General features: G+C 29.5%; 16 protein-coding genes and 4 pseudogenes. 8 read left to right on the top strand and 12 right to left on the bottom strand.

Going from position 1 to position 18,530, the window contains the following annotated elements; translation table 11 throughout:
* Window positions 1–260: 260 nt before the first annotated feature.
* Both IDG64_RS13560 and IDG64_RS13565 read right to left on the bottom strand, forming a co-directional pair.
* Window positions 261–527: pseudogene (locus tag IDG64_RS13560) on the bottom strand (replication initiation protein); the annotation flags it as partial.
* A gap of 209 nt (window positions 528–736) precedes the next feature.
* Complete coding sequence (locus IDG64_RS13565) at window positions 737–829, bottom strand: type I toxin-antitoxin system Fst family toxin (RefSeq protein ID WP_001791613.1); 93 nt, start codon at window positions 827–829, stop codon at window positions 737–739.
* Window positions 830–1,044: 215 nt separating this feature from the next.
* Between IDG64_RS13565 and merB the strand changes: the two genes are divergently transcribed.
* The gene (merB, locus tag IDG64_RS13570) at window positions 1,045–1,617 is read left to right on the top strand and encodes an organomercurial lyase (RefSeq protein WP_001011857.1); all 573 of its coding nucleotides are present in this window, start codon (window positions 1,045–1,047) and stop codon (window positions 1,615–1,617) included.
* 438 nt (window positions 1,618–2,055) lie between these two features.
* Here the strand turns inward: merB and IDG64_RS13575 are convergent, their stop codons facing one another.
* Both IDG64_RS13575 and IDG64_RS13580 read right to left on the bottom strand, forming a co-directional pair.
* Complete coding sequence (locus tag IDG64_RS13575; protein ID WP_000758108.1) at window positions 2,056–2,514, bottom strand: DUF1307 domain-containing protein; 459 nt, start codon at window positions 2,512–2,514, stop codon at window positions 2,056–2,058.
* A gap of 1,892 nt (window positions 2,515–4,406) precedes the next feature.
* A complete protein-coding gene (locus tag IDG64_RS13580) occupies window positions 4,407–5,342 on the bottom strand; it encodes a replication initiator protein A (protein WP_001132436.1) in 936 nt (311 codons plus the stop codon).
* A 439-nt stretch (window positions 5,343–5,781) separates the two neighbouring features.
* On the opposite strand from IDG64_RS13580, the gene IDG64_RS13585 reads away from it, so the two are divergent.
* Both IDG64_RS13585 and IDG64_RS13590 read left to right on the top strand, forming a co-directional pair.
* The gene (locus IDG64_RS13585) at window positions 5,782–6,549 is read left to right on the top strand and encodes a DUF536 domain-containing protein (RefSeq protein ID WP_001259173.1); all 768 of its coding nucleotides are present in this window, start codon (window positions 5,782–5,784) and stop codon (window positions 6,547–6,549) included.
* Window positions 6,550–6,801: 252 nt separating this feature from the next.
* Window positions 6,802–7,125 (top strand): annotated as a pseudogene (locus tag IDG64_RS13590) (PfkB family carbohydrate kinase); the annotation flags it as partial.
* A gap of 223 nt (window positions 7,126–7,348) precedes the next feature.
* Here the strand turns inward: IDG64_RS13590 and IDG64_RS13595 are convergent.
* Window positions 7,349–8,170 (bottom strand): LysR family transcriptional regulator, encoded by an 822-nt coding sequence (locus tag IDG64_RS13595; RefSeq protein WP_000371597.1) that lies wholly within the window; start codon window positions 8,168–8,170, stop codon window positions 7,349–7,351.
* 114 nt (window positions 8,171–8,284) lie between these two features.
* Here IDG64_RS13595 and IDG64_RS13600 point away from each other — a divergent pair, with 114 nt between their 5' ends.
* Both IDG64_RS13600 and IDG64_RS13605 read left to right on the top strand, forming a co-directional pair.
* Window positions 8,285–9,280 carry a YeiH family protein gene (locus tag IDG64_RS13600; RefSeq protein WP_000836459.1) on the top strand — a complete coding sequence of 332 codons (996 nt, stop codon included), beginning with the start codon at window positions 8,285–8,287 and terminating at the stop codon, window positions 9,278–9,280.
* 268 nt (window positions 9,281–9,548) lie between these two features.
* A pseudogene (locus tag IDG64_RS13605) lies at window positions 9,549–9,743 on the top strand (IS3 family transposase); the annotation flags it as partial.
* A 115-nt stretch (window positions 9,744–9,858) separates the two neighbouring features.
* On the opposite strand, the gene IDG64_RS13610 reads toward IDG64_RS13605, so the two are convergent.
* Window positions 9,859–10,002, bottom strand: coding sequence for an SAS049 family protein (locus tag IDG64_RS13610; protein WP_000011355.1), 144 nt, complete (start codon window positions 10,000–10,002; stop codon window positions 9,859–9,861).
* Window positions 10,003–10,165: 163 nt separating this feature from the next.
* On the opposite strand from IDG64_RS13610, the gene IDG64_RS13615 reads away from it, so the two are divergent.
* Window positions 10,166–10,840: an IS6-like element IS257 family transposase gene (locus IDG64_RS13615; protein WP_001105994.1), complete on the top strand. Its 675-nt coding sequence runs from the start codon at window positions 10,166–10,168 to the stop codon at window positions 10,838–10,840.
* A 69-nt stretch (window positions 10,841–10,909) separates the two neighbouring features.
* Here IDG64_RS13615 and cadA read toward each other — a convergent pair whose 3' ends face one another.
* The 6 genes from cadA to blaR1 all read right to left on the bottom strand — a co-directional run bounded on the left by cadA (window position 10,910) and on the right by blaR1 (window position 17,428).
* Complete coding sequence (gene cadA / locus IDG64_RS13620) at window positions 10,910–13,093, bottom strand: cadmium-translocating P-type ATPase CadA (protein ID WP_000003268.1); 2,184 nt, start codon at window positions 13,091–13,093, stop codon at window positions 10,910–10,912.
* Window positions 13,086–13,430: a Cd(II)/Pb(II)/Zn(II)-sensing metalloregulatory transcriptional repressor CadC gene (gene cadC / locus IDG64_RS13625; protein ID WP_143780009.1), complete on the bottom strand. Its 345-nt coding sequence runs from the start codon at window positions 13,428–13,430 to the stop codon at window positions 13,086–13,088. Before cadC ends, cadA begins: the two co-directional genes overlap by 8 nt.
* A gap of 294 nt (window positions 13,431–13,724) precedes the next feature.
* Window positions 13,725–14,333, bottom strand: a complete 609-nt coding sequence (locus tag IDG64_RS13630) for a recombinase family protein (RefSeq protein WP_000635274.1) — start codon at window positions 14,331–14,333, stop codon at window positions 13,725–13,727.
* Between the two features lie 125 nt (window positions 14,334–14,458).
* The gene (locus IDG64_RS13635) at window positions 14,459–15,037 is read right to left on the bottom strand and encodes a recombinase family protein (protein WP_000690625.1); all 579 of its coding nucleotides are present in this window, start codon (window positions 15,035–15,037) and stop codon (window positions 14,459–14,461) included.
* 263 nt (window positions 15,038–15,300) lie between these two features.
* Complete coding sequence (gene blaI, locus IDG64_RS13640) at window positions 15,301–15,681, bottom strand: penicillinase repressor BlaI (RefSeq protein ID WP_001284653.1); 381 nt, start codon at window positions 15,679–15,681, stop codon at window positions 15,301–15,303.
* Window positions 15,671–17,428: a beta-lactam sensor/signal transducer BlaR1 gene (gene blaR1, locus IDG64_RS13645; RefSeq protein WP_001096386.1), complete on the bottom strand. Its 1,758-nt coding sequence runs from the start codon at window positions 17,426–17,428 to the stop codon at window positions 15,671–15,673. The genes blaI and blaR1 overlap by 11 nt, the downstream gene beginning before the upstream one ends.
* A gap of 106 nt (window positions 17,429–17,534) precedes the next feature.
* Here blaR1 and blaZ point away from each other — a divergent pair, with 106 nt between their 5' ends.
* Window positions 17,535–18,380: a penicillin-hydrolyzing class A beta-lactamase BlaZ gene (gene blaZ / locus IDG64_RS13650; protein ID WP_000733274.1), complete on the top strand. Its 846-nt coding sequence runs from the start codon at window positions 17,535–17,537 to the stop codon at window positions 18,378–18,380.
* A gap of 79 nt (window positions 18,381–18,459) precedes the next feature.
* Window positions 18,460–18,530 (top strand): annotated as a pseudogene (locus IDG64_RS13655) (IS6 family transposase); the annotation flags it as partial.

Below are 18,530 nucleotides of genomic sequence, written 5' to 3' on the forward strand. Positions count from 1 at the left end.
GGATTTTGTTATAATTGGAGAGCACTTCCGTGCAGAAAGGAGGTGCCACATCTAATGATTGTCGTTCTGTTTGTTATGAAGTATATCGTATGTCCAATTATTGTTGGGCGTGTTCTTTATTTATTAAATCAAGAACATAAACGATAAAAAAGAAACCCCAGCATATGCTTTGGTCGGCATGCTGGGGTTTTCACATCTAATGATGTATCTGTCTGTTTGTTAACTTCAGTATATCTTTCATGTTATCTTTTGTAAACTTTCTAATCTTCCCAATCTAGTTCTAATTGTTGTCTAAATGCTTGTTGTTGTTCTTTTAATAGTGCTTTTTCTTCTTCAGTCATTTCTCTAGTTGTATTGTTTTGATTTTTTTCATGTAGCCATTTTGGCGTTTTTTCTCGACTGATATATTGTTTGGGTTGGCCTACATTCGCCATTTGAGGTTGTCGCTTACTATGGATGCGTTTCTCAGCATCAAAAGTAAACTCTAGCCATTCTATTTTACGTCCTTTTTTCGCTTTAATTTTATGGTTCTGTTGCAAAGAAAAAGATTGTTAGAAATCCTATAAAACTCTCTATTTTATTTCATCCTCCTATATAGATACTAATTTTGCATTTCTCTACTCAACAGTGTTATAATCTAGATAACGAAAATGATTAACAATTAATGCACCAATCCCCACACTACTGCAATAGTGTGGGGATTTTTTCGATGCTGGCTTATAAAGTCGCCTATTAATTATTTGTTGCGTTTACTAAGCCAATAAGTATAATACGCAACAGCACAGCCACTGATGACTGGTGCTATGATGTGAACGAAAATGATTAGCAAAGTAATGCACCTCCTCTCTTCGTCAATTGACGCCTGAGAGATAGGCGACTCTATTATTATACCATCTGTGAATATACAAGCATATCTACTTCCGATAAGTCATTTTATGTTATATCTTTGCTTTTTTTATAGTATCAAGATAAGAAGAAACACGTTTCTAAAAAAGAAATTTCATGTATAATCAAATCGTAATAATTACGATTGGAGACAGAAAATTGAACTTTACAAAAGATTTAAATCAAAAAGAAAACGAATTAAGAAATAATATCATAAATAAAATTTGTGAAAACCCTAATAAAAAATTAGATGTAATCCCTGAATATAAATCTTTAATAGACAAAAAAGTTATAACTACTGAAAATGATAAAATCAAATGTATATATCCTATATCTTCTGAAAAAACAAATAAACTCGTCTATACAAACAAAAGCAAAGAACCCTTATTTGCAATGTGTGCAATAGACGCCATAGGTATATATTATACAACAAGCTTAAACATATTAATTTTAAGCGAAGACGAATTAACTAAAGAAAAAATTAAGCTAGAAATAAAAGATAATAAAATAATCAATCACAACAAAAGTAATATTTACATTTCATACAAAGATGTTTGTCAAAAAGAAGATTGTGACAAAAATTGCTGTCCTTACATACACTTTTTCACAAGCAAAAATAACGCCGAAAACTATTTAAATAGTTTGCCAAATAAAGAATCTCATAAAATATTAAATCTTAAACAAGCAAAAGAAATTTCAAAACAATTATTTGAAAATAATAATCTATCTTAAAAGTAATTGCTTTATTGACGTTGATCCTCGGAATCCTTGACAATCCCTAAACTTGTCGAATGGTCGGTTTAATAGCTCACGCTATACCGATATTCGTCTACAAGTTTAGTTAAGGGTTCTTCTCAACGATCAATAAATTTTCTCGTCATAACTGCCATGTTATAATTAAAATATTCTTTCTTGATTTTTAATACTTTGCCACTTTTTAATCAGCCAAAAAGTGAGTAAGAGCTACTTAAATTTTAAATGGTAGCTCTTTTTTATATTCTAATTTATTACAAATCAGAATACCTTTATTTTTAATTTTAAGGCGATATTTGGAAAATTTGAGCAATCATTCCTGTTGAACATTTTAATTATAAAAGTCATTAAAAATAAAAAATAACGCCAGCTTTTTGCTAACGTTATTCCAAGTGTATAAAATATATTCAGTCAAAATTAGTCTTCTTTTTCTTTAAAACCTTCTTTTTTCATTTCCTTCTCAGTTTTCTTCATACTAAAACCATTCCCTGTATTACCAGACATACTAACAATATCTTTAGATTTTAAAGTATCAATATCAGCATTTTTTAAATCTATAGTTATAGTTTCTACAATCCCTTCATCATTCTCTTTAACAGTTTCCTTTACACCTTTAACGTCTTGCATTTTTTTACTTTCTTTCTCTATTGCTTCCTTCATTATTTTTTTAGATGTATCATCATTCAGACTAAAATCGCTATATTTCAAAGTATTTACAGATTTTTGTTTAATTATTTCGTCCCCTTTATATGTATAAGTTATCTCCATTTTCACATTAGATTCTTCTCCAACAAATGTTTTAGTTTTTTCAGCTCCACAAGCAGATAAAGTAATTAAAAAAACAATACTTACTACCAAACCAGTAACTTTTTTCATAATTTAATCTCCTTTGTTTTAATATTATATAAAATATTATATATCATTCATCCTAAAAATATGACACTTAATTTAGTTAAAAATATATTAAGTTTAGCGAAAAAAAGAAATTGTTATAAACAACAAAATTCAATAATTTTATTCATTTCTCACTTTATGCTTTTATTTTTATTTTTCTTCTTCAATTTCATCAATCACTTGATGATTAATTTCTTGTTTTTCACTTTCTGTTAAATCAAAAAGTTCACTCGTTAAATACTCTTTTTATTCCAAATATAAAAATATACTGTCAAATCACTTTCTTTTAGAAAATGTAATTTGGCATGTTTTCCGTTCTATTTTATTTCTTTAGACAGTCTAAAATAAATAATACTCTGTTTTTCAATTAACATTTTATAGTTAATTAAAATAATTTTAGGAAGCTTAAAATAAAAAATTTTGAGTATAATCATTTCGATGAATCTTATTATACATTTTATATTTTTTAATTCTCTAGTTAATAAAAAGATAAAATGATCTTTATTTCGATTCACTTTTTAATAAAATTGAGCATAGAAACGTATAGAAATTGTTTTATTCTTTCTCTTTTTTTGAACTTAAAAAATAAATAATATGATCATTATTGAGTTTGATATTGAGAAAAAAGTATTTAATCAATTTCAAAAAGTGAAACAAATGTATGAATTGCTTAGATTACTTTTTTAGTGATTTTCCTGTTGAAATTAATACTAAAAGTAGGAGTCTTCAGAGTCTTTGGTTAAAAAAATTAAGACTCTTAAGAGTCTCGACGTCGACTGAGGCCTATGAAATCAACAAAAAAAGGAGTATTCAGACAATTAAAAGTGGTCTTGTAACAATTGTAAAGAGTCTGTATTAAAGTGTTATATTACACTCTAAAGTTCAATGTATAAGAATACTTATAATCACCTGTATATAAAGCTTTTAAGCTATTTATGATGAACAATTGAGCATAATGAATAAAAGGTAAATCTTTCAGCTATGCTGAATACCACCAAAGGTGGTACTAGATTTCCTTATGCTCATGTTAAATACTCTTTAAAAAGACTCTCATGTTTGTAATATTTCCAAAAACAAAACATTTCTGAAGACAAAAGTAGCTATTTTTTTCTTTACTTTTTACTTTAAGTGCTTATTTTTATTTTCAAAATAAGCATTGTTAGTAAAATAATTGGAGATAAAAAAAGAGAAAACTAAGTAAAAATAGTTACTTAGTTTGGGATAGAAAAAATCAAATTTAAAATTACATTCAACCCATGTCTTGAACATTAACGACTTACTTTTTGCTTATGATGTATATCAATTGAATCTGAATTTTGATTTTATGGAATGATAAATTCAACTTTTTCTTTCCAATCATTAACAAAATAAATGACAGAAACGTTTTTTTAAGTCACTTTTATAATTAAGAAAGATTGCTAAAGAATATAAAAATGTTAACCATTTTTACATTTTTAAAAGTTAAAACAACGCTAAATGATCATTTTATTTTTCATCTTATGCGACATGTTTGAGCCATTTTTAAACGAATAATAACCGTTTATAGAAAAAATAGGACTAAAACAGAAACGTTTTAGCCCCACCTACTTGCTTAACTACAGTTCATTTTCAGATTTACTCAATTGCCATTGAAGATAAAGTTCGACTGCAGTTAAAAGAACATTAATCATTGCCAATGTAACTTTAATCTTTTTCTTATTACTCATATATGTTCCTCCCTTCTTTAATAGCAGCATGCTATGTTGTGAAATTGTATTGATGTTATTTTGTTATCTCCTCCCTTACCTTTCGTTTGATCTAGGTGGTTGCCTTAGCAACCACCTGTTAGTAAAAAAAAGAGAACATCTATTTAAAGATGCTCTCTAAATCAATCATTATTGATTAAATAAAGAAGTGATGGGTAAATGATCACGTCGTTTATTAAGCGTATGCATTTCAGCGAATTCAGACTTAAGAGATTTCATTAAGTATCCTTGCATTGATTCAACAGTTTCATTTTTTTGAATAAGCATAGCTTTGAAACGTTTAAGAACATGAAGTATTTCTATTTCCATATCTTCTAACAAGTAGTAGCTATCAATCGCATTATTGAAAGATGTTTTGGCTTTTAATAATACAGTTTTGATAATTTTAATTTCAGCTACTTCAAAGTTACTTAGATAGTTTTTAATACTTTGTGGTAATTCTTCGAGTAATTGGAATTTTAAAGCTTCATTATTAAAGTTTGAATTGTCGTGATTTGAATGATTTGTATGATTACTAGGAAAAGTTAGTTTATTATCATTCAAATCATTCGTATCATTACTCTCAGTCTTAATATAATCAGTATCATTATTCTCAGTATCATTAGACTGTGAATTTGGAAGTTCTTGACCACTTAAATTCACAGTTCTAGAACTTCCAAATTCATTGTTCTGGAACTGTGAATTTGGAAGTTCCTTGCTATGACTGGCTTTAATGTCATAATTAGGTTTTAATAAATATAATCTATTTGGTTTATTAAGGCCAACACGTTCTTGAGTTAGTAAATTAAAACTTATTAACTCTTTTTTTAATTTTATAATTTTTTGTTCTGCATAACCTAAGTATTCGCACAAATGTTTATTACTGAAAATAAAGTAAATGTTATTATTTTTATCTACCCATTCATTTTGGATGGATAATTCAAAGCGATCTTTTAATAACGCATACATAATTTTGGCTTCCGCCGACATTTTTTTAAAATATGCATCTTCGAATAAATATTTAGGTAGTTGATAAAACCTTTCAGTTTTTACTTGTGATAAATTGTATTTTTCAAAATTGGGCATAATAAAAACCTCATTTCCATTTTTAGGATTGAGGTAATAAAACAATTTTTACGTAAGTTATATGTTTTGTGCTTGCACTTAGATGATTAGATAGATATAATACAAGTATCAAAAAATATATAAACAAACGAGTGCGAATCGTTTTATTACCGAGAGTCAATGCTACGCCAATAGCATTGACTCTTTTAGTATTTATAAAGCAATATTAACACTTTTAAGAAAGTATATAAAGAGTTTTAAATGTAGTTAAAAGCACATTGCCATGGCAAAATGTGTAGTTCATTGTTTTAGTACCTAATTAAGCTTCAAAAACATATTGTAGGTAGCTAATTAGGTGCATATGTAGTAAATAGGTAGTAAATTTAGTGGTAATTGATGAAATAAACTTCATTAGGTGGTAAAATTTAGGTACTAAATTAGGTACCTAAGGGTGGATGTTATGAGAACTATTAAAATGGTTGCTGATGAATTAGGTGTAACTAAACAAACTATTGTTAATAATGCTAAAAGTTTAAATATAACTTTTGAAAAAGAAAATGGGATTAATTATATTGATGATAATGATTATTTGAAAATTATAGAAAAAATTACTAAGAAAGAGAGTACAATCCAAAATAAAGAATCAGTAAAAAAAGAATTGTTTGGTGAAAATACTGCAAAAGCAGAAAAGAATATATATAATAATTCAAATAGTTCTGAGACATTAAAAACAAAAGTAAACGAATTAGAAAAGCAAATAGAAATCTTTGAAACTAGAGCTAAAAATGATGAAAAATATATTGAGAATTTAACTAAGCAATTAGATCAACAAAATAGCAATGTTAATACATTAAATAAATTGTTGGAGAATCAACAAATATTAGCTTTAGAAAGCAATAAAAAAATTCAAAAACTAGAAAGTCAATTAGAAGAAGAAAGACAGCTTAATTATTCTTTTGATACAGCGACGAATAATAGACAAAATATTAATCCGCAAGAAGCAACTTTTACTGAAGAATCGCAAAATATCAACCAACAACAAACAAAGCGTCAACCAACAGAAGTAAATTACAAGGATATAGCCGAAGAGAAAAAGAATGACAGTACAGATGAAGGTGAATTAACAAAAGAGGATAAGTTCGTTGAAGAAACGAAGAGTGATTCTGATGATAATAGGGAGGTAGAACCACCTAAAAAGGGATTTTGGAGTCGATTCTTCGGTAATTAAAAATGAATGTAAAAGGTGTATCAAGGGAGTATAAATCTTTGATACACCTTTTATAGTGATGAAACTTCTGATAATCACCGATTATGTTAACTGTAAACAAAGGCTTAAACGTTATTAAATCAACGTTTAAGCCTTTTACTTATAATTATTGTTTATTCATCTTTTATATATCATTGTTCTATATTTTGATTTTTATGTAGGTTATACGTGTATACAATATATACACCGGATACATGGTATATATTGTATATAGAAGATGAAATATTACAATTGAGTAGTGAGAATCATGTGAAAGATGCGGCATTAGAAGTAAGTAAACAGACTAATCAACCTGTGATAGTTACATTAGGCAACGAAGGTACTCTTATAGCAAATAAGTGTAAAGTTAAGATTTTAGAGGGGGAAAAGATTCCTGTAACTGATACTATAGGCGCTGGTGATTCACACACAGCAGGTTTGCTAGATAACCAAAGTATTGAAAAAGCTTGTATATGGGGAAACGAAGTAGCATCTAAAATTGTGCAAGAACGAGGTGGAAATACGGATATATTCAATCCTATAGATAAAGAATATTAAATTTGTCTCACGCTTACTATCTTCAACAGTTGTTGTATTTTAGCTTTAGACTTATAAACTATTTAAAAGAAACTTATAAGTTATGAACTGACTCCGATTTGTGGAAATAAAATAAAAACACCTCCGTATGATTCATTTTAATATGAATTCAACGAAAGTGTTTTTATGTAATTCCAACTAATTGGGGTCAGTCCAATTCCTAGTCTCGGCTTTTTTATATACTCTACTTCATAATCATTTCAATGACAGTTCTAATATTTTTATCAATATATTTATCAACATGTTGAGCAAGGTAATAGCGACGTTTCACATTTAAAGTTGTTATCATTAATTTTTCATAATCCTCGGGATGAATTGCTGATTTTGAAATAATCGCAAACCCATTTCCAGCTTCTACCATTTGTTTGATAATCTTAATATTATTAATTTCTACCAAATATGGATTTAATTTCAACTCAGAAAGACCTACTTCCTGATAAAACCTTGTTCCAGACCCTTTTTCTCTAACGAAACATATATCCATTCTAGGTTGAAGCGACTTTTTGTAAATATACACCATTTCGTCTTCCATTATTTTCTTACATTCTATTGCATTATCTTGAATTTCCTTTTCTACAATACCTATATCTACTCTGTTGTGTTTAATATCATTTATAACAGAATCTGAATTATTAACACGTAAATGAATATGTAACTTAGGATATTGTTGCATAAGACTGGTAAGCTGTTTTGATAATAAATATTCACCATATGTATAACTGCTTCCAATTGTTAAAGTACCTGAGATGATCTCAGATTCCGATGTTAAGTTTTGCCATAATTCTTGTTCAATACTTTCCCGCTGCAATGCATATTGTAATAGCTTTTCGCCATCTCTAGTTAATTTTAAATAGGGAGATTTAAATTCAAATATTTTAACATGATATTTTAATTCTAAACGTTTAATATCACGACTCACAGAAGGTTGCGAAGTATATAAATGTTCTGCTGCTCTAGTAAAGCTTTCTGTTTTCATTACTTCAATTAATACCTTGTACGGATCCATGCATCATTCTCCTTTAAGTTTAATATAACATTTTTGATATATATACTATACTAATAATTTATTTAACGTTATAACAATAACGTGCTAAGATTTTATATCGAGGTGAACGTACATATGAAATCAATAACGCAGCCTTCATTTATGAAAGGTATTATGTTTACATTTATAATCGCAATGATCAGTTATATATTAGCTGAATTTCCTATTTTACATACGATTGGGGCATTAGCTATTGCTATCATTTTTGCGATGATATACCGCCAAGTCATAGGTTATCCTGAACATATTCGTCCAGGCATTACGTTTGCATCGAAACGTTTATTAAAATTTGCGATTATCTTATATGGGTTAAAACTAAACATGGGGGACATCTTAGGTAAGGGCTGGAAATTACTACTTATTGATATTATCGTAATTATCTTTTCAATAAGTTTAACTTTAATTTTGAATCAAATTATTAAAGGAAATAAAGATATCTCTATATTACTTGGTATTGGTACAGGAGTATGTGGTGCTGCAGCTATTGCAGCTACAGCACCAATCTTAAAATCTAAAGAAAAAGACATTGCAATAAGTGTAGGTATTATTGCACTAATTGGAACTATATTTGCACTTATTTATACAGCTATCAAGGCTATTTTTAACATACCTACTATAACTTATGGCGCTTGGACAGGTATCAGCCTACATGAAATCGCTCATGTCGTCTTAGCAGCAGATATTGGCGGACCAGAGGCAATGACATTTGCTTTACTTGGAAAATTAGGCCGTGTGTTTTTACTTATTCCATTAAGCATTGTCTTAATTTTGTATATGCGTTATAAGTCACACTCAAGTCAAGTACAACAAAAAGTCGATATTCCTTATTTTCTCATTGGCTTTATCTTAATGGCTTGTGTCAATACATTTATTCCTATTCCTTCATTACTTATGAATATTATAAATGTTATTACAACGGTATGTATGTTAATGGCGATGGTTGCTCTAGGATTGAATATCGTTTTAAAAGAAGTTATTTCAAAGGCACTTAAACCTTTCATAGTAATATGTATAACTTCAATTTGTCTGTCTGGTGTGACTCTCTTAGTTACTTCTATAATGTTTAAATAAGGTAACATGTTATATGTTTATATTTAAAATAAAAAAAGGCTAGGAATTATGTCTCAGCCTCTTTTAATGTGAATTAAACTTCTGATAATTAGTTAATTATGTAAAGAAAAAGGAGAGAAATATAATGGAAAGAATTTGTGCTATTGAAGAATTAAGAAAAATAATTGAGGAAACCAATAGATTATAACTGGTTCTGGAAGTAAAATAAATGACTCGATAATTTTTATATATAGATTATCGAGTCATTTATTTTTTTATTAATTAATATGCCGATAACGCCCCGATAGAAAGTTTCCATTCCTCGCTAAAATCTGAAACTTTTTACATCAATAATCAGCTTAATAGCTCTAATCATATTGTAATAGATATTGTCGAAAAATACATTAAAAACTATAATAATAATCGAATTCAACAAAAACTAGGCTACTTATCCCCTGTAAAATACAGAGAATTAGCAGCCTAGAACATAGTGTTTTTATTAAGTTCCCATTTTAAGGGTTCAGTGCCTAAATCCCAGCCTTTTATTAGTTTAGGTTAAAACAAAAAAAGTGATGAACTCAGTCATCACTCAAAATCAATTATTTGTCATCTTTTTTGTCTTTATTATCGTGTTTTTCTCCACCAGTGTATTCATTAATTTGATCTTTTACTTTATTTACTTGTTCATTATCACTATTTTTAAATTTTTCAGCTGCATCTTTTGCTTTATCTACAAAACTCATTATAACAAGATCCTTTCAAGTTAATTTTTTAATATGTGAGTTACTTTGACTTCCTATATTTGTTATCTACCACAATACTATCGTTATAAACATTTATCTCAAAAAAAGGTTCTGTTGCAAAGTTGAATTTATAATATAATTTTAACAAAAAGGAGTCTTCTGTATGAACTATTTCAGATATAAACAATTTAACAAGGATGTTATCACTGTAGCCGTTGGCTACTATCTAAGATATGCATTGAGTTATCGTGATATATCTGAAATATTAAGGGAACGTGGTGTAAACGTTCATCATTCAACGGTCTACCGTTGGGTTCAAGAATATGCACCAATTTTATATCAAATTTGGAAGAAAAAGCATAAAAAAGCTTATTACAAATGGCGTATTGATGAGACGTACATCAAAATAAAAGGAAAATGGAGCTATTTATATCGTGCCATTGATACAGAGGGACATACATTAGATATTTGGTTGCGTAAGCAACGAGATAATCATTCAGCATATGCGTTTATCAAACGTCTCATTAAACAATTTGGTAAACCTCAAAAGGTAGTTACAGATCAGGCACCTTCAACGAAGGTAGCAATGGCTAAAATAATTAAAGCTTTTAAACTTAAACCTGACTGTCATTGTACATCGAAATATCTGAATAACCTCATTGAGCAAGATCACCGTCATATTAAAGTAAGAAAGACAAGATATCAAAGTATCAATACGGCAAAGAATACTTTAAAAGGTATTGAATGTATTTACGCTCTATATAAAAAGAACCGTAGGTCTCTTCAGATCTACGGATTTTCCCCATGCCACGAAATTAGCATCATGCTAGCAAGTTAAGCGAACACTGACATGATATATTAGTGGTTAGCTATATTTTTTACTTTGCAACATAACCCTGTTTTCTACCTATTTATCCTTCACTCTCATCAGTCGTAAACTATTTAATGCTACCAAAATAGTAGCTCCCATATCGGAAAGAATCGCTATCCAAAGGGTTAACCATCCCGGGATAACTAATAGTAAGGCAATTATTTTAATTCCGATAGCAAAAGTGATGTTAGCTTTAATGATATTTAAAGTTTTTCGACTGAGTCTTACTGCAAATGGAAGCTTACTTAAATCATCTCCCATTAATGCAATATCAGCTGTTTCAATTGCAGTATCTGTTCCAGCACCGCCCATTGCAATTCCAACAGTAGATGCAGCAAGTGCTGGAGCATCATTAACGCCATCGCCAATCATAGCTACATTATCATACTCCGATTGCATTTTTTTAATATAATCTAATTTATCCTGTGGCATCAATTCAGACTGAATATCAGAAACGCCTACATGTGTACCGATTGCATTTGCAGTACCTTGATTATCACCTGTCAGCATAATTGTTTGCTTGATACCTAACTGATGAAGTTTTTGAATCACATTTTTACTTGTTTCACGAACCTCATCTGCAACGGCAATTACGCCGAGAATTGTTTTTTCCGTTCCAATAATCATGGCTGTTTTTCCTTGGTTTTGTAGGATTTTTACATTGTTTTCAAACCCAAGGCTAAAATCGGAAACATTTAATTCCTTGAAAAGTTTTGGGCTTCCAATATAGTAAGTAGTTCCGTTTACAATCCCTTTTATACCTCGCCCAGTAATCGAAGTGAATTCTTCCACTTGTACATTAGAATAAGGGATATTATCTTGCTCTGCCTTTTTCATTATTGCTGAAGCAAGTGGATGTTGTGAACGATATTCTAAAGCTGTAATGGTAGAGAATAGCTCTTTTTCTTCCACTTGGTCATTTAATACTTCAAAATCTGTTACCACTGGTACACCTTTTGTCAGTGTTCCTGTTTTATCAAATGCGACTGTCTTAATGTCTCCTAATTTCTCGAGATAGACACCACCTTTAACCAACACACCTTTTTTCGCTGCATTTCCAATTGCCGAGACAATCGAGATTGGAGTAGAAATAACTAATGCACAAGGACATCCAACTACAAGAACTGCTAATCCTTGATAAACCCATGTATCCCAACTGCCACCAAAGAATAGGGGTGGAACGACTGCAACCAAGGCTGCAATAACCATAATGATCGGAGTGTAGTATTTCGCAAATTTATCAACGAATGCTTGGGCTGGAGCACGCTCCCCTTGTGCTTCTTCAACAAGATGAATAATCTTGGCAATGGTTGTATCTTCTACGTATTTGGTGATTTTTACTTCAATTAGTCCCTCTTCGTTAAGCGTACCTGCAAATACTTCGTCATCTACCGCTTTGGAGACGGGAACAGATTCTCCTGTTATAGCTGCCTCATTGACAGCCGACAAGCCATTCACAATGATTCCATCCATGGCAATTTTCTCCCCTGGTTTGACAATCATGATATCACCCACAGCGATATCGTCCACATGGATTATTATTTCCTGACCATTTCGTCTAACTAGTGCTTCTTTTGGGGCGATATCCATCAATGAACGTATGGATTGTCTTGCTCTGTCCATAGAGAAGCGTTCAAGTGCTTCACTGATTGCAAAGAGAATAACAACAATAGATGCCTCTGCCCATTCACCAATAATGGTAGCTCCAATAACGGCAACGGTCATCAGGGTTTTCATGTCGAAATCAAAGCGTATCAAATTTTGAAAACCGACTTTAAATAATGAATATCCGCCAATTACAATAGAACCTACAAATAACATGGAAGTTACGAGGTTATCTTCTCCATTTACAAAGTGAGAAAGGTAACCAAAAGCAATTAGTAGTGTGGCAAACAGCAATGTACTATGTTTTTTATAAAATGGTGTTTTCTCTTCTTTATGAGCCTTAGTGTCATCTTTAACCCTTTGTATCGTTTGATTCGCTAGTTTTTCAGGAGATACTTTTAGATTCTCAAAAGCACCTGCTTTTTCAAGTTCTTCAACCGATGCATTTCCATATACATCAATTTTAGAAGCGCCAAAGTTTACTTTTGCGTCCTGAACGCCTGGAATCTTTTTAACATTTTTCTCAAACTTTCCTGCACAATTTGAACATGTAAATCCTTGGACCCGATAGACGTTCATTTCTTCTTCCATTAGTTTAACCTTTTGTTCAGACATTGACCTTCACTTCTTTCTTATGTGCTAGGGCGATCATCATTATCTGCCTGATATGTTCATCACCTAAAGAATATAAAGCTAGTTTTCCTTCTTTTCTAAAGTTGACCACCCCTTGCTTATAAAGCGTACGTAAATGATGAGATGCATTTGCTATCGTAACACCTAAGATATTTGCTATATCACAAACACACAACTCTTCATCCTGACACAGAGCGTAAGTAATTTTTGCTCTATTTTCATCGGCAATAGCCTTTAACATTTGGCTAACACCAGAAATATCAACTGTTTGTAAATCCCCTTGTATTCGATTAACCTTTTCTTCGTCATAACAAAAAATTTCACAAGTATCTTTTTTTTCATATTATCATCCCATCTTCATTCAAATATTTATTTGAGTATATTATAACCATTTTCGACTCATCATACAAGCAAATATTTGAATGAAAATAAAAGAAGTAAGTAGGGCATAAAATTCTAGTCTCAAAAACGAACGTTATTGAGAAAAAGAATATAGAAAAAAGAGAGAGCATATTTGCACTCTCTTTTCTTGTCTTTAAAAGCTCATAATCGATTATTATCATCCGTTTTGGGACGCTATGAGAAGCTCTCATTTACATCGAAGTAAAGTTTATTAAATCAAGTCATTATCGTGTTTAATTCTATAAACAGTCTGTCTTGTTATATTCACTTCTTTCGCAATTTTACTAATTGCTTGACCTTCTTCCAACATCTCTACAACTCTATGATAAATAATACGTTTTTGAGGATTTTTCGCATTGGGCGAATATAATAAAGGGCGTCCTTTATACACACCTTTTTCTTTCGCAATTTTAATACCTTGTTCTTGTCTACGTTTACTTTCATTTCTTTCTTGTTCTGAAACCATTGCTAAAATTTGGATGATTAAGCTTTTCATAAATTTATCTAATAATGGGTTACCAATCACTTCATTCATCATAGGTAAACTGGTAATCATCAATTGAATTTCTTTGTCTTTTAAATAATTAACTGTGTTGATTACTTCATCATAATTACGTCCTAAACGATCAATTGACTCCACGACAAACCGATCGCCCATTCTTACAAAATTAAGTGCTTCTTGCAAAATAGGTCTATTTTCTACCGACTTTCCTGATTGTTTTTCTGTAAATATTTTTTCAACACCAAACGTTTTTAAATTTTCTAGTTGTCTTTCTAAATTTTGATCAAGCGATGATACCCTCGCATAGCCAACAATCATTGGTTCTCACCCCATAATTAACATACACCCTAATCATACGTTTTAGTTGCTATAAAATCAACAACACTGTTTGTATGATTAGGGTGTGTCCTGTCTATTTTTATCTTTCTTAAAACTTAGTAATATTATTTATCTTTATTTTCTTGATTATTTAACCTATTGAGATAACGATAGATTGTGGTACGTGAAACTTTCCATTGTTCTGCAATAGTTTTAATTGGTGTTCCATTATCATAAAGTGTTTTGAGTAACTTTAAATCTTGTTTATTTAATTTTTCGGGACGACCTCCATAGCGTCCTCTAGCACGAGCGGCAATTCGTCCTGCTGAAGAACGTTCTAAAATTAAGTTGCGTTCAAACTCTGCAAATGCTGCGAATAAATGAAATAACAATTGTCCTGTAGAACTTGATTTATCCATTGTTATATTTTCTTCTAAACTATGAAAACTCACGCCTCGATTATTAAGTTCATTAACTAATGTGATTAAATCTTCCATATTACGCCCTAGTCTATCTAGTCTCCAAACAACAATCGTATCTCCTGCCCTCGCAAATTCAATGGCTTTATCTAAACCAGGACGTTTACTTTTTGATCCACTTATGTGGTCGCTAAATATCTTTTCACAACCATATTGATTTAATTGATCTTCCTGCAAATTTAAATTTTGTAAACCAGTTGAAACTCTTGCATAACCTATTTTCAAAATACAAACCTCCTATATACATCTTCATTGTATCATAACTTAATTCTAACCATATTTATGAACATAGATTTTCTGTTGGGTTATTGAACACTAAAATATGTATACTTGCTATATATATAGACATAAAAAGAGAGTGTATAGAAAATGGTTATTTTCTGGACACTCTCATATTTAATAAAATATTTTAAATGTTATTAACAAAACTAATTTAATAAGAGTCAAGCATAGTTTACATATGTATTATGTTTGAAACATATCTCTAATTACTTTTTACTAATATCATTTAAAATGTCTCGCAATTCTTCAATTTCTTTGTTATTTAATTCTTCATTTTTCGCAAAATTCAGCACTAAACTTTTCATGTCCCCTCCATACAGTTTATTAAGAAAGGTTTTAGCAGTTTTCATTTTAATATCGTCTTCTTTAATATTTGATGAGTAAAAATAAATATTCTCTGATTTGTATCGTTTTATAATCTCTTTTTTATATAGTCTTGTGATTAATGTTCTAATCGTTTTATCGCTAACTTCTTTATATTTTTGAATTTCAACTACAATTTCATTAGCTGATACTGATTTTTTATCCCATATTATATTCATAACATCCCATTCAGCCATAGATATTTCAACTTGCTTATTGGCCATTTAAAACACCCATTTCTTTTAATATTTTTTCACTGATTAATTCAGCATTTTTCCCAGACGGCTTTCCATCTGATAAATGTGTAGCAAAATAATACTTATCATGATTTGTAATTACGTAACCTACAAACCACCCATTATTATACTTCCCGTTTACTATACCTGTACCTGTTTTCCCATACAGTTCATACTTTTCATTTTTCTTAATCAATAATGAAGAAGATAATTGATTCTTTGCTTTTTTACTAAAATGGTTATTTTGTTCCATCATATTTTTAAAAACTATTACTTGTTCAAGATTAGATATTTTCAAACTATCTTCCATCCAATAGCTTTTATAACTTCCCAAGTTTTCATTACCATAATTTAATTGCTTGAGTTGAGCCGCAGTATAGTTCTTTGGTATTTGATTACTAATACGTTCGAAGTACCAATTAACTGAATTTTGCATTGCTGTATTTAAATCTTGTTCCTTATTCCAAGACTCGAAAGGATAATGTTTATGATTCCATGACATACGTGAATTTTTATCACTTATGATATGATGGTCAAGTCCAAACATCGCTAAATAAATTTTATAAGTTGAATCAGGAGAATATCTCTTTCTACTTTCTTTTTCATTATAAATATAGTATTTGTCTTTCTTCATGCTGTACATGACGAAAGATCCACTATTTGAACCAAAATTTTTACTTTCATCTAAAATTTGGTGATCGTTCTGTAAGGGCTTTTTATAATTATAATCAGTTATGGATTGCCCCATCAAAAACTGGCTTTGAATTACCATGAGCAAAAAAGTAAAAATACAAATAAAAATTGGAATTAATTTGGACTGTTTTTTCAAATTGGCTTCTTTTATATTAATTAATCTTCTTTTGAGTAATGACTTTTTACCATTAAATGAATGGCTTAATATATTTTTATTAAAAAATGGAATATTTAATACGGAGTCCATAATAGATTCCGCATAAGTTTTAAATTCATTTTTGTTAATATTATTAAGAACAAATCTATCGGCTTCTACTTCATTGTCATGAATTATCTTTCTTTTTACAATATGTATTAATGGATTGTAACTCATAACAATAGAGAAGATATTAAAGATAATTAAATGTAAAGTATCTCTATTTTTAGCATGAGCATATTCATGCAATATTATATATTTTAGTCTTTTGTCAATTACACTTTTAAAATATGAACTAGGAATCAAAATAATATATTTCCCATACCAAAAAGTTATTGGAGATTGAATAGTCTCTGCTTTTCGAATCACAATATTTTTTTTATATTGATGGTTGAAAAGTATCGTATCTATTTTATTTTTTTCATTTTCGTTTAGATAAAGTGACTGTCTCTTTAAATATTTAAGATATAATAAGGATTTCAAAAATTTAAAACTTAAAATAATAACCAAAACTATCCAAATAACTGTGCAGATATTATCAATTGAATCCCAATTAAACTTATGGATATCTGTTGTGAACTCTTGAACAGGTTTGGTGGTATTTATGTTATGGTTCAAGTCGTGTGACCTACTTTCAACTGTGGGCGATTGATTATTCACATTATTAAATTTTATAAAAGAGAATTTAATTGGGATAAAAGGAATTAATCCAGCAAGCACAGTTAGATACCAAACTTTATAATTTAAACTATAATTAAAATAGCGTTTTAATATATACCTAAAAAATACTAACAATAGAAATATAAAACAAAAGCTTACTACGCTCATTATTAGTAATTTAGCCATTTTGACACCTTCTTTCAATTATTTATAATAAACAATTGACACCAATATTACAATTGTAATATTATTAATTTGTAAAAATTACAACTGTAATATTGGAGGGTTTATTTTGAAAAAGTTAATATTTTTAATTGCAATTGCTTTAGTTTTAAGTGCATGTAATTCAAACAGTTCACATGCCAAAGAGTTAAATGATTTAGAAAAAAAATATAATGCTCATATTGGTGTTTATGCTTTAGATACTAAAAGTGGTAAGGAAGTAAAATTTAATTCAGATAAGAGATTTGCCTATGCTTCGACTTCAAAAGCGATAAATAGTGCTATTTTGTTAGAACAAGTACCTTATAATAAGTTAAATAAAAAAATACATATTAACAAAGATGATATAGTTGCTTATTCTCCTATTTTAGAAAAATATGTAGGAAAAGATATCACTTTAAAAGAACTTATTGAGGCTTCAATGGCATATAGTGATAATACAGCAAACAATAAAATTATAAAAGAAATTGGTGGAATCAAAAAAGTTAAACAACGTCTAAAAGAACTAGGAGATAAAGTAACAAATCCAGTTAGATATGAGATAGAATTAAATTACTATTCACCAAAGAGCAAAAAAGATACTTCAACACCTGCTGCTTTCGGTAAGACTTTAAATAAACTTATCGCAAATGGAAAATTAAGCAAAGAAAACAAAAAATTCTTACTTGATTTAATGTTAAATAATAAAAGCGGAGATACTTTAATTAAAGACGGTGTTTCAAAAGACTGTAAGGTTGCTGATAAAAGTGGTCAAGCAATAACATATGCTTCTAGAAATGATGTTGCTTTTGTTTATCCTAAGGGCCAATCTGAACCTATTGTTTTAGTCATTTTTACGAATAAAGACAATAAAAGTGATAAGCCAAATGATAAGTTGATAAGTGAAACCGCCAAGAGTGTAATGAAGGAATTTTAATATTCTAAATGCATAATAAATACGGTTCTGTTGCAAAGTTGAATTTATAATATAATTTTAACAAAAAGGAGTCTTCTGTATGAACTATTTCAGATATAAACAATTTAACAAGGATGTTATCACTGTAGCCGTTGGCTACTATCTAAGATA

This window comes from Staphylococcus sp. EG-SA-15 (genome assembly GCF_017151895.1).
Taxonomy (GTDB): domain Bacteria; phylum Bacillota; class Bacilli; order Staphylococcales; family Staphylococcaceae; genus Staphylococcus; species Staphylococcus aureus.